The 14,296-nt window shown below is 41.4% G+C and carries 10 protein-coding genes; 3 read left to right on the top strand and 7 right to left on the bottom strand.

Features of this window, described 5'->3' with window-relative positions:
- Positions 1-12 precede the first annotated feature (12 nt).
- The 7 genes from DCO56_RS16675 to DCO56_RS16645 form a co-directional block, all read right to left on the bottom strand.
- Positions 13-1,974 carry an alpha-L-arabinofuranosidase C-terminal domain-containing protein gene (locus tag DCO56_RS16675; RefSeq protein ID WP_108634887.1) on the bottom strand — a complete coding sequence of 654 codons (1,962 nt, stop codon included), beginning with the start codon at positions 1,972-1,974 and terminating at the stop codon, positions 13-15.
- A 104-nt stretch (positions 1,975-2,078) separates the two neighbouring features.
- On the bottom strand, positions 2,079-3,620 hold the full coding sequence (locus tag DCO56_RS16670; RefSeq protein WP_108634886.1) for an alpha-N-arabinofuranosidase: 1,542 nt from the start codon (positions 3,618-3,620) through the stop codon (positions 2,079-2,081).
- A 13-nt stretch (positions 3,621-3,633) separates the two neighbouring features.
- Positions 3,634-4,782, bottom strand: a complete 1,149-nt coding sequence (locus DCO56_RS16665; RefSeq protein ID WP_108634885.1) for an aldose epimerase family protein — start codon at positions 4,780-4,782, stop codon at positions 3,634-3,636.
- Between the two features lie 95 nt (positions 4,783-4,877).
- The gene (locus tag DCO56_RS16660; RefSeq protein ID WP_108634884.1) at positions 4,878-6,578 is read right to left on the bottom strand and encodes a sodium:solute symporter family transporter; all 1,701 of its coding nucleotides are present in this window, start codon (positions 6,576-6,578) and stop codon (positions 4,878-4,880) included.
- A gap of 75 nt (positions 6,579-6,653) precedes the next feature.
- Positions 6,654-8,156: an L-arabinose isomerase gene (araA, locus tag DCO56_RS16655; RefSeq protein WP_108634883.1), complete on the bottom strand. Its 1,503-nt coding sequence runs from the start codon at positions 8,154-8,156 to the stop codon at positions 6,654-6,656.
- Positions 8,157-8,200: 44 nt separating this feature from the next.
- Entirely contained in the window at positions 8,201-8,893 is a 693-nt protein-coding gene (locus DCO56_RS16650) for an L-ribulose-5-phosphate 4-epimerase (RefSeq protein ID WP_108634882.1), read from the bottom strand.
- A gap of 16 nt (positions 8,894-8,909) precedes the next feature.
- Positions 8,910-10,598 carry a ribulokinase gene (locus DCO56_RS16645; protein WP_108634881.1) on the bottom strand — a complete coding sequence of 563 codons (1,689 nt, stop codon included), beginning with the start codon at positions 10,596-10,598 and terminating at the stop codon, positions 8,910-8,912.
- Between the two features lie 322 nt (positions 10,599-10,920).
- Here DCO56_RS16645 and DCO56_RS16640 point away from each other — a divergent pair, with 322 nt between their 5' ends.
- The 3 genes from DCO56_RS16640 to atpD all read left to right on the top strand — a co-directional run bounded on the left by DCO56_RS16640 (position 10,921) and on the right by atpD (position 14,292).
- Positions 10,921-11,625: an NUDIX hydrolase gene (locus DCO56_RS16640; RefSeq protein ID WP_108634880.1), complete on the top strand. Its 705-nt coding sequence runs from the start codon at positions 10,921-10,923 to the stop codon at positions 11,623-11,625.
- A 149-nt stretch (positions 11,626-11,774) separates the two neighbouring features.
- Complete coding sequence (locus DCO56_RS16635; protein WP_108634879.1) at positions 11,775-12,425, top strand: hypothetical protein; 651 nt, start codon at positions 11,775-11,777, stop codon at positions 12,423-12,425.
- Positions 12,426-12,789: 364 nt separating this feature from the next.
- Positions 12,790-14,292 (top strand): F0F1 ATP synthase subunit beta, encoded by a 1,503-nt coding sequence (atpD, locus tag DCO56_RS16630; RefSeq protein WP_108634878.1) that lies wholly within the window; start codon positions 12,790-12,792, stop codon positions 14,290-14,292.
- Positions 14,293-14,296: the final 4 nt, after the last annotated feature.

The following is a 14,296-nucleotide window of genomic DNA, read 5'->3' as shown; positions in this document are numbered from 1 at the left end:
CAAATAATCATCCTATTTCGTGGACATTTTAATCAGGGTAAATGAATAAGGCTCAAATGTTTCTACGAGCTTCTTTCCCTTATAAATCACGGTATCTTCCTTTGGACGAATATTTAATGGCTCGTCCAAACTGTTACTCACATTGAGGTCGGCATTTGCCAACGTGATTTTTTGAGCCGTCGCCAGCAGCTTTTTTTTCGAAACTACATCTAGACTCACCTTTATAGGCTTACTGTTGTAATTGACCACTTTCAAAACCAACTGCTGCGAAAAATCGTCATAGACGGCAGAGGCATATAGGCTATCTCGTCCGGCAACGGGTTTGCCCTCACGTTTGATCGGAATAATAGACGTCCCTTTATTGGTGGCATACAATTTTTGCACTTGGTAGCTAGGCGTTCCGTATACCTTCAAATTGTCAACCCAAATTAAGTCAGGTGACCATTGCCATCCATCTACATGGCCAAATAAAGGTGCATAAGACGCCATCTCGACAACATCGCCATTTCGCTCCAGCCCAGTCATAAAAGCCGCTTCAGAGAGTGCGGCCTCCCAGGTACTTTTCCCCGGGCCGTTTGGCCGTGTTGTATGTGAAGCGTACTCACCCGCGAAAATCTTTACTCCATTTCGTTCATAATTGTCATAGCGGCTTGCACTCGAAAGAAACCAGGATGGTGGACGGTAATAATGTTCATCTATGATATTTATATTCATCGCGCGAAGTTTTTCATTAAGGAAATCAAACCGGTCTCCCTCGGGATCAGTCCCTGAGCTGGCGATAAGTGAAATTTCGGGATGCTTTTCGTTCAACGCTTTCTTGAAAACAGCCAACCGTTCGATATATTGGGGTCCCCAATTTTCGTTTCCAACCCCCAACATCTTGAGATGGAAGGGTTCGGGATGTCCCATTTCAGCACGCAATTTGCCCCATTTCGTATCTATAGAGCCATTGGCAAATTCGATCAGATCCAACGCGTCCTGAACATAATCATCTAACTCTTCTAAAGGCACGACTTCACCGGTATTAAACTGGCATGCCATTCCACAATTGAGGATGGGAACCGGCGTTGCACCGATATCTTCTGCCAATAAGAAATACTCAAAAAATCCTAAGCCAAACGTCTGAAAATAATCTGGCGTCAAACGATGTTTAAATTCGGTGTTCCAACGGTTGATGATCAACTCCCTTTCGGTAATTGGGCCAACCGTTTTCTTCCATTGGAATCTATTGGCAAGATCTTTACCTTCCACAATACAGCCGCCCGGAAAACGGATAAAACCAGGTTTCATGTCTGCGAGCATCTGAACCATATCTTTACGCAAGCCCTTTGGCCTTCCTTTCCATGTATCTACTGGGAATAACGACAGCATATCAACATCTAAAGTACCTGATCCTGTAAACCAAACATTTAATTTAGCCTTAGCTGTCGTTTCCGACACTGAAAATTTAACAGCGGCTTCGGACCATGATGTAGCCGCATTTAATGGAAATTCAGCTTCACCAATTACTTTATTCTGTTCGTTTAAAACTTCGACATGGATTTTCATCCCAGTCGCAGCACCCTGATACTGCAGAGAAAATTCGTAAGCAGCGCCTGATTTGACGCCCATACCTCTAAAACCTTCATTTTGCAGTCCCAATTTCAAATTGGTCGTATTATTTAGTCTTAGATAACGTTTATTCCCTTTGCGCTTACTGTCGTTTAATAGTAAATAAGTACCTTCAGGTCCATTTTCCAGCTTCTTCCAGGCCATCCATGGCTGATCAAATTCAAACGATCTATTTTTCACCAATTCGGCATAAATCCCTCCATCGGCGCCCAAATTAATATCTTCAAAAAAGACACCCCACATGTGCGGCGATATTTTGCCCGTAGGTTTGTCCAACTGTATATTCAGTTCAATTGGGGACTGCGCCACTGCCGAAGAGCTTAAACTCGCCAGCAATAGCATCATTGACGCAATTTTCTTCATCTATTAGAATTATTTATCTTTTCTATTGTCTTTAATGGTAAATGAACTCGTTCCACTCGGTTATATACGGATCAATCCTTCATTTATCAGGCCTTTACAAAATGCTACATCAACTCCAGTACAATAACAGAAAACGCAGGAATATCAACCTCAATAGTTCCATTTACAATTTTTGCGTCCTTATAGACCACCGGTGTAATGACCGTAGGCTTTTTAAATGAATTGTAATCCCGTAGATTCGCTGCAGTAAGTATCCGACCTGTGACTTTTGCCGCTTTGACCGAGCCAAGGTCCACGTGTACTTTATTTTTCCTTTTTGGATCTATATTCACTAAAGAAATATGTGTACGCCCTTGTTTGTCTTGTGATGCAGAAACAGACACTGCCGGAATCTTTTCGTTATTAAATTCAAAATCTGTTGATTGAAGAGAAATCGGGATTAATTTCGCATCCTGATGCACTTTATACATTTCCATCACATGATAAGTCGGTGTTAGGATCATATTCTTACCCTCTGTCAAAATAACAGCCTGTAATACATTTACGGCTTGTGCGAGATTGGCCATTTTAACACGGCGGGCATGATTATTGAAAATATTCAAGGTCATCCCCGCAATCATGGCATCACGCATCGTATTCTGCTGATAAAGGAAGCCGGGATTGGTACCTGGCTCAACCTCATACCAGCCGCCCCACTCATCAACGATCAGGTCTACTTTTCCTTTTGGATCATACTTGTCCATAATGGCAATATTCTTTTCCACCAGTTCATTCATGAACCAAGCCGACTTCATCGTCCTAAAATATTGTTCTTCGGAATACTTGGTCGCTGAACCTTTCTTGTCCCAGTTAATCACGGCATAATGGTGCAGGCCCATACCCTTCATTAAGCTACTCGGTATTTTCTTCATTAGGGTCTCGGTCCAGTTGTAGTCTGCACTATTGGCTCCAGAAGCAATTCGATATAAGCCACTTCCATTTGTCCAGTCCGACATAAACGTGGCGTATTTACGGTATATATCCGTGTAGTAATCAGCGGTCATGTTTCCACCACAGCCCCAGGCTTCATTTCCCACGCCCCAAAACTTTACCTTCCAAGGTTCCTGCCGACCATTTTTTCGTCGCCAATCCGACATGGGGCTTTCCCCCTTAAAATTCACATATTGGACCCAATCGGCAAGCTCCTGCACCTCACCGCTCCCCACATTACCCGCCAGATAAGGTTCTGCACCAAGTAATTCACACATATTGAGAAAATCGTGTGTACCAAAGGAATTATCCTCTGTCACTCCACCCCACCAATTATTGACAATAGCAGGGCGCTGTGCTTTGGGTCCGACCCCGTCTTTCCAATGATAGGTATCCGCAAAACATCCCCCCGGCCAGCGTAAATTTGGAATGTTCAAATTCTTGAGCGCTTCAATCACATCCTTTCGTACCCCATTGGCGTGCGGAATGGAATCGTTTTTCTCTCCCACATAAAAACCATCATAAATACACCGACCCAAATGTTCCGCAAAATGACCATAGATATGCCTATCTATCGTAACTTCTCCCTGTATGGGCTCTAATTTCACGCTACTTTGCCCATACAACAGCCCATTGATCAGTGTAAAAGCAACGCCTAATTTTAATCTTAGCTTCATGATCTAAACTTCCTTATTTAACATTGAATCGGTAAGTTGTTTTTGAACTATATTTTTCTCCGGGTTTCAATACCGTTGATGCAAAATTGGGATGGTTCGGTGCATCCGGAAAATGTTGTGTTTCCAGACAGAATGCCGAACGGAATGGATAAACCTTTCCTTCTTTTCCTTTTGGATCTGAATCCTTCATAAAATTACCGCTGTAAAATTGCAGACCCGGCTCTGTTGTGTAGACCTGCATTTCAATTCCCGTTTTCGAAGCATATACCGCAGCTACTTTCTGGAAACCATCCTTCTTGTTAAGTTCAAAATTATGATCATAGCCTTTTCCGATCTTCAATTGTGCATTTTCATCTTCAATATGGGCACCGACACGCTGTGGTTTTGTAAAATCAAATGCTGTACCTGCAACAGGCAAACTCTTTCCTGTCGGAATTAACGTATGATCAACCTCCGTTATCGCCTTTGCATCAATTTGAAGTTCATGGTCTAAAATAGAAGAATCGCCTGCACCATTGAGATTAAAATAGGCATGATTCGTCAGATTTAAAACCGTTTCTTTGTCCGTCGTTGCTAGATAATCAATGGCCAACCCACCATTTTCTTCGAGCGTGTAAGTAACCTCCATTTTGACTGTTCCGGGATAACCGGCCTCTTTATCCGGTGAGGTATACGCCAGTGTTATCGAGGTAGCCGTACGATTGATCACATCCCACACTTTGTTGTATACACCATTCGTACCGCCATGAAGCGAATTCTCACCATCATTTTTTTCTAGGGAATAAGACTCCCCATTCAGTGTGAAAGAAGCTTTACCGATGCGGTTACCATAGCGTCCCACAATTGCTCCGTAAAAATTATTATAGTTTTCCTTGTATTCCTTCGCTGAATCATAACCCAAAATTACATCCGTAACACCACCGTCCTTATTTGGAACTTTTAATGTCACCAATCGCGCGCCATAATTCGTGAGTGTGACAGCTATTTTATCGTTCTTTAGTTGAAACAATTTAACCTCTTTACCATCAATCTGACCATCGAAGGCCTGGCTCGACGTAGAATCAGCCGAAGTTGCCGCTTGCTTATTTTGAGTCGAAGAGGACTGACATCCATACGCTAAAGAAGCACAAGTCAACAAACCAATAATAATTTTCTTATTCATCTGTATTTAAGTTTTTATTCCATCAACCAAGATGGAGTTTCCTAGTTACATTAGGAAGGGTTCATAATAATTTCTAGTATTCAAAAGTCGCCATTTTACCAAAACCGAACATAAATGGCTGTCACCAACAATAAGGTTACAACAATTAATGCCAATACGGATGGCTCAACCTTGAACATCGATTTATCCAAGACAAAAGCTTTTGGATTAATTTTTGGCCCAAATAAGCTTACACCTATCATGGCTATCATGGTAAAAACAAATGCCAGTCCCATACAGATCTGGAATGGAATCTCATAAACCCCCGCTTTATTTGGATAAGCTGTATAGATCCATGTTTCCGGTCCGAAAACTTTTGTTGCAAACTCGTTAAAAAATACGGACAAAGCAAAGCCCGTGACAAGCCCTGTAATAGCAGCTGCCCCCGTCGTTCTTTTCCAAAACATGCCCAATAAAAACATCGCAAAAACACCCGGGCTGATAAATCCAGTATATTTCTGGATAAAAGTAAACCCGCCGGCGCCACCGATGCCCAAAGCATCATTCCAGGTAAACAATACGGAAAGCAAAATAGAGATAACAATAGTTATCTTGCCAACCCATACCATTTTTGCTTCGCTCGCCTCTTTATTGATATATTTTTTAAAAATATCCAATGTAAAGATTGTTGCAATACTGTTGGCCTTTCCGGCCAATCCCGCCACAATAGCAGCTGTAAGTGCTGCCAGCGCAAGCCCCTTCATACCATTTGGCAGATAACCCAATATCGCCGAATAAGCATTATCGGCATGAAATACACCTCCCGGAGCCATTTCCTGTTGCAAGGCTCCATTTTTATATAACACATAAGCAGCAATCCCCGGCAGCATCACGATAATTGGCATAAACAATTTAAGAAAACCGGCAAAAAGAATTCCAGTTCGCGCTGTTTTTAAATCAGCTCCTAAAGCCCGCTGCGTGATATATTGATTACAGCCCCAATAATTTAGGTTAACAATCCAGATTCCTGCAAGATACATCCCTATTCCTGGCAACATCAGATATTTATTAATATCTTCCTGACTGGCCCCTGGCCCAGGTTTGGAAACAAACAAATTAAAGTGCTCCGGCGAATCTTCCATCAGCTTATTGAATCCAGCCAAAGCATCCTGTCCCAAACCAAAATGTTCACTGACTAAAGTCAATGCCACATAGGTTGTCGCTATACCGCCAATAATCAGTACCACAACCTGGATAACATCTGTAAAACCGATCACACGCATTCCTCCCAATGTGATAATCACAGCAAACACAGCCAAAGCCACCGTGATCGTATGGAAGCTATCTCCACCGCCTGCCATACTAGAAATGGCAATGGCTCCTAAATATAGAATCGATGTCAGGTTGACAAACACATACAAAAACAGCCAAAAAATAGCCATGATAAGGCTTGTTGTTTCGTTGTATCGGTTATTTAAAAATTGTGGCATGGTGAAAATCTTATTTTTTAGATACACCGGGATAAACCAAACCGCAACAATGATAAGCGCCACCGCAGCAATAAGTTCGTACGCTGCTACAGCTATTCCAACTTCAAACCCATTACCGCTCATTCCTATAAACTGCTCCGCAGAAATATTGGATGCAATCAATGAGGAGCCGATCGCCCACCAAGTCAGTGACCCTTCCGCCAAAAAATAATCCTTGCTGCTGCTTAGACTATTTGTCTTCTTGCGATAAATCCAGTAGCCATAGCCTGCCACGATAAAGAAGTAAATTACGAAGATAACGTAATCTACCGTTGCAAATTTTTCCATATTTTCCAAATTGGTTATTTATCAAATAAGCCATTTATGTCCCGAAGATTGGGTACATAAATGGCTTACAAACTATTACTTACTCAGTAAATAATAAAGTTCATTCCACTTCAATTGATCTTCGAGTTTTGCAACCGTAGTTTCCTCATCAATCAACACATATTCTAACCCTGCTATGCGCGCAAAATCTTCAAGATATTCAGGTGTCAAACTCAAGCTGTAGGCGGTATGGTGAGCGCCGCCAGCAACGATCCAGGCACTACAACCTGTTTTCATATCTGGAAGTGGTTTCCATAATACCCGCGCAACTGGAAGTTTTGGTAATTCTTCTTCGACAGAAACCCCTTCAACCTTATTGACGATCAATCGAAAACGTGTACCCATATCAACCAACGAAGCATTGAGTGCATCTCCACTCTGGCCGTTAAAGACGAGACGAGCTGGATCCGCTTTGCCACCTATTCCCAATGGATGTACCTCGATTCGTGGCTTGTCGGTAGCCAAGGCTGGATCGACTTCCAACATGTGTGAACCCAAAACCATGGCATTTTGCGGATCAAAATGATAGGTATAGTCTTCCATAAATGCTGTCGTTCCTGCCAGACCAGCTCCCATGACTTTACATGCTCTGACCAAGGCCGGCGTTTTCCAGTCTCCCTCACCGGCAAAACCGTACCCTTCGGCCATTAAGCGCTGTACTGCCAAACCCGGAAGCTGCACCATACCATGCAGGTCCTCAAAAGTATCCGTAAAACCTTTAAAATCGCCTTGCGCTAAGAATTTACGTAAGCCGATTTCAATTTTAGCAGCTTCAATCAGATTGTCATGAAATTCACCACCGACCTTTACGTTTTCTGCCAATTCATACGTAGCTTCGTACTCGGCCAATAAAGCGTCTATTTCTTCATTAGTGCTCGCGTTAATAATCTGAACCAAATCACCAATCGCATAGGTATTTACAGAAAAACCAAATTGAGATTCCGCTTCCACCTTGTCGCCATCCGTAACAGCTACATAACGCATATTGTCGCCAAACCGCGCAAATTTGGCACCTTGCCAGTCATTCCAGCCTGCTGCGGCACGCGACCATACATTAATACGCTCCAATACTTCAGGGTCTTGCCAATGTCCGGTCACCACTTTACGGCCTATTTTCAATCGGCTTACAATATGGCCAAATTCACGGTCGCCATGTGCGCTTTGGTTGAGGTTCATAAAATCCATGTCAATACTGCTCCAAGGGATATCCTGATTATACTGGGTATGTAGATGCAATAATGGTTTTTGTAAAGCTTTTAACCCTCTGATCCACATTTTAGCAGGCGAGAATGTATGCATCCATGTAATGACACCGATACAATTTTTTTCGCTATTGGCAGCTGTTAACGTTGCGTAAATTTCATCTGTATTTTTGACGATCGGTTTATATTTCACTGCCACAGGAATCACAGTCTGTGCATTTAAATAGTTTGCGATTTCCTCGGCATGCAGTGCAACTTGGCGTAAGGTCTCTTCTCCATATAGATCTTGGCTTCCAACGATAAACCAGACCTCAAGTTCTTTTAAATTAATATTCATTTTTAAATAGTAGTTTTTTGCTATTGTTTTTTTATTATCGCGAATTATTGACCATAGTAGGCATTGGTTCCATGTTTCCGTTCATAATGTTTTTTGATTAAAGCGGACTTTAACCTCGGCGCATTGGGGTTGATCTGTTCTGTCAACAAAGCCATCTTGGCAACTTGTTCCAATACCGCGCTATTATAAACAGACTTCATTCCATTTTTACCCCAGGCAAAAGGCGCATGGTTGCCAACTAGAATCATTTCCACTTCTTTATAATCAAGCTTATTTTCGGTAAAGTGATTGATAATCTGAAAACCCGTTTCATGCTCGTAGTTTCCGGCGATCATCTCATCACTCATTGGCGGAGCACAGGGAATATCTGTCGTTAAATGATCGGCATGTGTCGTTCCGAAAATCGGAATATCGCGTTGACTTTGTGCCCATGCTGTTGCATAAGTTGAATGCGTATGTGTAATACCGCCAATTTCTTTCCAGTGTTTATATAAAACAGCATGCGTTTTTGTATCCGATGAAGGTCTAAGATCTCCTTCAACCACATTACCGTCAAAATCAACAATGACCATTTGCTCAGGAGAAAGCTCCTCATAAGGTACCCCACTAGGTTTAATGGCAAAAACTTCATGCTTCCGATCCACAACACTGACATTTCCAAATGTGAAAAGTACAAGGCCCAATTGGGGCAGTTGCATATTGCAACGGTATGCTTCTTCTTTAATTGAATTATACATAATAAATATTCAACGATTAAACAGTAATGGCTAACGATTCTTTCCCTTCCATGAAAGCTCCGAGTGCCTTGTAGCGTTCATAACGTTCAGCATAGATTGGCACCCACTTCTCTTCGGGTACATAGGTACATTCGAAACCTTGCCCCATGGTTTTCATGGCATCCTCAACATGGTCATACAGCCCCGCCGCAGTCGCCGCGAACATGGCCGCACCAATAGCACAAGTCTGCTCACTCTTATGTATACGAATTGGCATGTTCATGACATTAGCCATCATCTGCATAATAAAAGGGGATTTTTTGGCAACGCCACCGAGACCGATCAGTCCTTTAACAGGAATTCCCTGATCAACAAAACGATCCGCAATGGCTTTTGCGCCGAAACAGGTTGCTTCAACAATAGCTCTAAATATCCGTGGCGCATCGGTTCCTAAATGCAATCCTGTAATTGCACCTTTCAATGATTGATCCGCGTCGGGTGTTCTTCGACCATTCAACCAATCTATCGCCAACTCCGAAGTTGCGGTTACTGACAACTCCGCAGCCTTTTTACTCAAACTGACCAGCAACTTCTCTTCCAAACCATTCACAACTTGCTCACGAACGACATCATTCAGACCTTCTACATCTTGTAACGCCTGTTTCGCAGGCCATAACAAGACCTGTTTTAACCAAGCATAAGCATCGCCAAAGGCGGATTGCCCAGCTTCCATACCGATCATTCCGGGAATGATCGAACCATCCACCTGACCGCAGATTCCCTTCACAAGTGTATCCTGAACCTCTTCTTTTGGTGCAACAAGCATATCACAAGTCGATGTACCCATGACTTTACTGAGATAATAAGGTTCGATCTGTCCACCTACAGCCCCCATGTGACAATCAAAGGCACCGATACCAATTATTACCGATGTCGAAAGCCCCAAACGTTCGGCCCATTCGGCTGAGAGATTCCCTGCAGGTTTATCTGCCGTATAAGTTTCTGAAAATAAACGATCCACAACACCATCCAATAGCGGGTCAATATCCGTAAAGAAAGCATTTGGAGGCAGGCCACCGAATGCTTCCGCCCAAAGCGACTTATGGCCGGCAGAACATACACCTCGCTTAATCGCAGATGCATGCGTGCCTCCCGTCAATAAGAAAGGAATATAATCACAATGTTCAACCCAGCTAAATGTCGCTTTACGAACTTGCTCGTCAACTCTAAAAATATGAAGTAACTTAGCCCAAAACCATTCCGAAGAATAAACACCACCAACGTATTTCAAATAATCAACCGCACTTGTTTCGTTATAATCATTGATTTCCTTGGCTTCCTTAACGGCGGTATGATCCTTCCACAGGACAAACATCGCATTGGGATTATCCTTAAATTCATCCAGCAAAGCCAAAGGAACCCCTTGCTCATTGACAGCAATGGGGGTTGAACCGGTGGTATCTACCGAAATTGCTCTTACGGCCTGTCCAATATTCGCTATTCCCGATTTTTGTAAACAATCCCTTACTGTCGCCTCCAGACCTTCGATGTAATCTAAGGGATGTTGTCTAAACTGACTCGATGCAGCATCGCAGTATTCCCCTCTTTTCCATCGTGGATAATAAAATACTGAAGATGATATTTCTTCTCCATTAATCGCATCGACCAATACAGAACGGACAGAATCGCTTCCGTAATCTATCCCGATGACATATGATTCATTCATTTTTGCTGAATTTGGTTTATAACTTATAATTGTTTCTAGCATTATTTTTTTCAGTGCCCTCAATCGAAGATAAGCATTCAAAAATAATTAGTGTCAAATAAACATTTATTTTTTTGAATTTGAAAGAAAATTTTCATATTTAAAAAAATGAATTAACTTCATCCCGTTAATCATGATGAGCCCAAATGCCTGTATATGTTATATTGAAACATTTTTCAATCAGTTACCGACCAAGTATTGTACTTATTTTTAGCTAGTCACTTTATAGTTTTGATCATGAAAACGGGAGGAAATCAAAAAAAGAGATAAAAAACAATAGACAATGGAATATTATAAAAAAGATTCAGGGATTCTTTTAGCTGTAGACTGTATTATATTTGGCTTCAATGGGGAATCCCTAGAAGTATTGTTGATCAAGCGTGATTTTGAACCTGAAAGAAATAAATGGAGTTTGATGGGTGGTTTTGTTCAACCCAACGAAAGTCCAGAAGAATCTGCCAGCCGGGTGTTGAAAAAATTAACAGGTCTCGAAAATGTCTATATGGAGCAATGCAGTGTCTTCGGCGAGCCCAAACGCGAACCCAATGACCGAGTGATAAGTATCTGCTATTTTGCATTGATCGACACCCAACAATATAAGCATATCTTAAGCGACGATTACGAAGCAAAATGGTTTCCATTACAACAGCATCCTACACTGATATTCGATCACGAACAAATGATATCATCGGCACAACACCGCCTACGTATGAAAGCAGCGCTATATCCTATTCTATTCGAACTGCTACCGGAAAAATTCACGATTCCACAAATCGCAGCCTTATATGAAGGTGTCTATAATATCGAGCTTGACAAGCGTAACTTTAGTCGGAAACTACTCTCATCGGGCTTAATCATCAAACTACAGGAAAAAGACAAAGAAAATTCCAAAAAAGGGGCATATTATTTTAAGCTAAATACAGCAATCTATAAAGAGAAAATTATGTCATTTCTCCGTTATCTGCCTAGCTGGGGCCTCGAAACATAAAGATACCTACCAAAAGGATAGACTATAATCGGAATATATTTCACTTTCAATTTTCGTTTTTTCAATAATTCCTTATATTTATCACAGGCATATGCTAGCTTTGCAGCTGGAATATTCTGATTAAACTTATTATAATAACGATAGACAACATGAGCAAATTGAGATTAGCATTTGTATTCTTTACGATTTTATTTATTTCATCGTACACTTTATTACAGGCTCAAACTCCTGCAGCAGCGCCGGTTACCGCCACCCAGCAGGCCAATAACGCTTACAAATACAGCCCGGATGGACTAAAAAAAGGGAGCTTGGCAAATCAATTTGATCACTTAAATTATATATCGAAAAACAATTATGACTTCAAGATGGTGCGCAAAACCAACCTTGATATCGTCAAAAGAAATGTTGTTGATACTGTTGCAAAGCTGCATAAGGAAATCAATTCCCTAAAATCCTCATCCAGCAATTATTCATCAAACACCAAAAATTTGCAAGATTCTATTCAGACATTAAAGGATCAACTCGCACAGGAGCAACAAAAGACAGATAGCTTTTCATTCTTGGGTATCAATACATCCAAGAGCTTATACAGTACGGTCGTCTGGACCATCATCGCCGTCTTGGCTGTAGCGACTTTCATCTTTTTAATTTCCTATAGAAAAGCGAAAGTCGATACAGTAGAATTTCAAAAGACAGCAGAACAATCACAAGAGGAATTTGCGACATTCCGTAAAAAAGCCATGGAAAAAGAACAATTACTGAAACGTCAATTGCAAGATGAATTAAATAAAAAGATCTAGTCAGGTCTTCATAAAACGATATTATACAGAATTCTCATCGACCTGAAGCGGCTCCTCATGAAGACCCCGCTTCAGGTCGATCACATTTATATACACGCTGAGCCTCATCGTACGAACGTCGGAAAGGAGCAGCAATTCAAAAAAATAGTGTCGCCAATACGCCGAAATAGTATATTTGCAACAACAAGAGTCGAAACTCACAGAATTACAAGAGATAACATTTTGACCTACATTAATGAAAATATAATTTAATTACAAATTCTATTTGTTTTTAAAAACGAATAACCTTATTTTTGCTGACCAAAAAAGAGGCCTTTTATGTCTCTTATATAAAATTGATTAATAAATATTTAGTCCCTATAATATGCCCAAGATTGGTAAAATAGCGCAGATTATCGGCCCAGTTGTTGACGTCAACTTCGCCGACAGTGAAAATCTACCTAAAATTTACGATGCATTGTACATTCAAAAAGAAAATGGACAACGTGTTGTATTGGAAGTTCAACAACACTTAGGTCAGGATCGTGTACGTACAATTGCCATGGACGCAACTGAAGGTTTGGTTCGCGGAATGGAAGTTGTCGATACTGGTGCTCCTATCAAAATGCCTGTTGGTGAAGAAATCAAAGGTCGTGTATTCAATGTAGTTGGTGATGCCATTGATGGTATCCAAAATTTGAGTAAAGAGAATGGTCGTCCTATCCACAACGTCCCTCCTAAATTCGAAGATCTATCCACTGAATCCGAAGTACTTTTTACTGGTATCAAAGTTATTGACCTTTTAGAGCCATATGCTAAAGGTGGTAAAATTGGTTTATTCGGTGGTGCCGGTGTAGGTAAAACTGTATTAATCCAAGAATTAATCAACAACATCGCTAAAGGTCACGGTGGTCTTTCCGTATTTGCCGGTGTAGGTGAACGTACACGTGAAGGTAATGACTTATTGCGTGAGATGTTGGAATCTGGTATCATCAAATACGGCGAGCATTTTATGGAAGGCATGGAGAAAGGTGAATGGCCTTTGGATACTGTTGACCATGAATTAATGAAAGACTCTAAATGTACTTTCGTATTCGGTCAGATGAATGAGCCTCCCGGTGCACGTGCACGTGTTGCTTTGTCAGGTTTGACTGTTGCGGAATATTTCCGTGATGGTGATGGCGAAGGTCAAGGTCGTGACGTCCTATTCTTTATCGATAACATCTTCCGTTTTACACAAGCAGGTTCTGAAGTATCCGCGTTGTTAGGCCGTATGCCTTCAGCTGTAGGTTACCAACCGACATTAGCTACAGAAATGGGTTTAATGCAGGAGCGTATCACTTCAACTAAAAACGGATCTATTACTTCAGTACAAGCGGTATATGTACCTGCCGATGACTTAACTGACCCTGCTCCTGCGACAACATTTGCTCACTTGGATGCAACTACAGTATTGTCCCGTAAAATTGCTGAGTTAGGTATCTATCCTGCTGTGGATCCATTGGATTCTACATCACGTATCCTTTCTCCTGCTGTTTTAGGTGCTGAACATTACGATACCGCACAACGTGTGAAAGAAATTCTTCAACGTTACAAAGAATTGCAAGATATCATCGCCATCTTAGGTATGGACGAGTTATCCGAAGAAGATAAGCTAACCGTTCACCGTGCACGTCGTGTACAACGTTTCTTATCACAACCTTTCCACGTAGCAGAACAATTTACAGGTTTAAAAGGTGTATTGGTAGACATCAAAGATACCATCAAAGGATTTAACATGATCATTGATGGTGAGGTTGATGAATATCCAGAAGCTGCCTTCAACTTGGTAGGTAACATTGATGATGCTATCGAAAAAGGTAAGAAATTATTAGCAGAAGCAGTTTAATTTA

The sequence above is a fragment of the Sphingobacterium athyrii genome (assembly GCF_003071065.1).
Taxonomy (GTDB): domain Bacteria; phylum Bacteroidota; class Bacteroidia; order Sphingobacteriales; family Sphingobacteriaceae; genus Sphingobacterium; species Sphingobacterium athyrii.
This window is presented reverse-complemented; position numbering and strand designations above follow the sequence as displayed.

What these genes read in the sequence shown, in the direction of transcription:
- DCO56_RS16640 (WP_108634880.1), top strand. Translation starts at nt 10,921, where the DNA reads ATGGAATATTATAAAAAAGATTCAGGGATTCTTTTAGCTGTAGACTGT.
- DCO56_RS16650 (WP_108634882.1), bottom strand. Translation starts at nt 8,893, where the DNA reads ATGTATAATTCAATTAAAGAAGAAGCATACCGTTGCAATATGCAACTG.
- DCO56_RS16665 (WP_108634885.1), bottom strand. Translation starts at nt 4,782, where the DNA reads ATGAATAAGAAAATTATTATTGGTTTGTTGACTTGTGCTTCTTTAGCG.
- araA (WP_108634883.1), bottom strand. Translation starts at nt 8,156, where the DNA reads ATGAATATTAATTTAAAAGAACTTGAGGTCTGGTTTATCGTTGGAAGC.
- DCO56_RS16670 (WP_108634886.1), bottom strand. Translation starts at nt 3,620, where the DNA reads ATGAAGCTAAGATTAAAATTAGGCGTTGCTTTTACACTGATCAATGGG.
- atpD (WP_108634878.1), top strand. Translation starts at nt 12,790, where the DNA reads ATGCCCAAGATTGGTAAAATAGCGCAGATTATCGGCCCAGTTGTTGAC.
- DCO56_RS16675 (WP_108634887.1), bottom strand. Translation starts at nt 1,974, where the DNA reads ATGAAGAAAATTGCGTCAATGATGCTATTGCTGGCGAGTTTAAGCTCT.
- DCO56_RS16645 (WP_108634881.1), bottom strand. Translation starts at nt 10,598, where the DNA reads ATGAATGAATCATATGTCATCGGGATAGATTACGGAAGCGATTCTGTC.
- DCO56_RS16635 (WP_108634879.1), top strand. Translation starts at nt 11,775, where the DNA reads ATGAGCAAATTGAGATTAGCATTTGTATTCTTTACGATTTTATTTATT.
- DCO56_RS16660 (WP_108634884.1), bottom strand. Translation starts at nt 6,578, where the DNA reads ATGGAAAAATTTGCAACGGTAGATTACGTTATCTTCGTAATTTACTTC.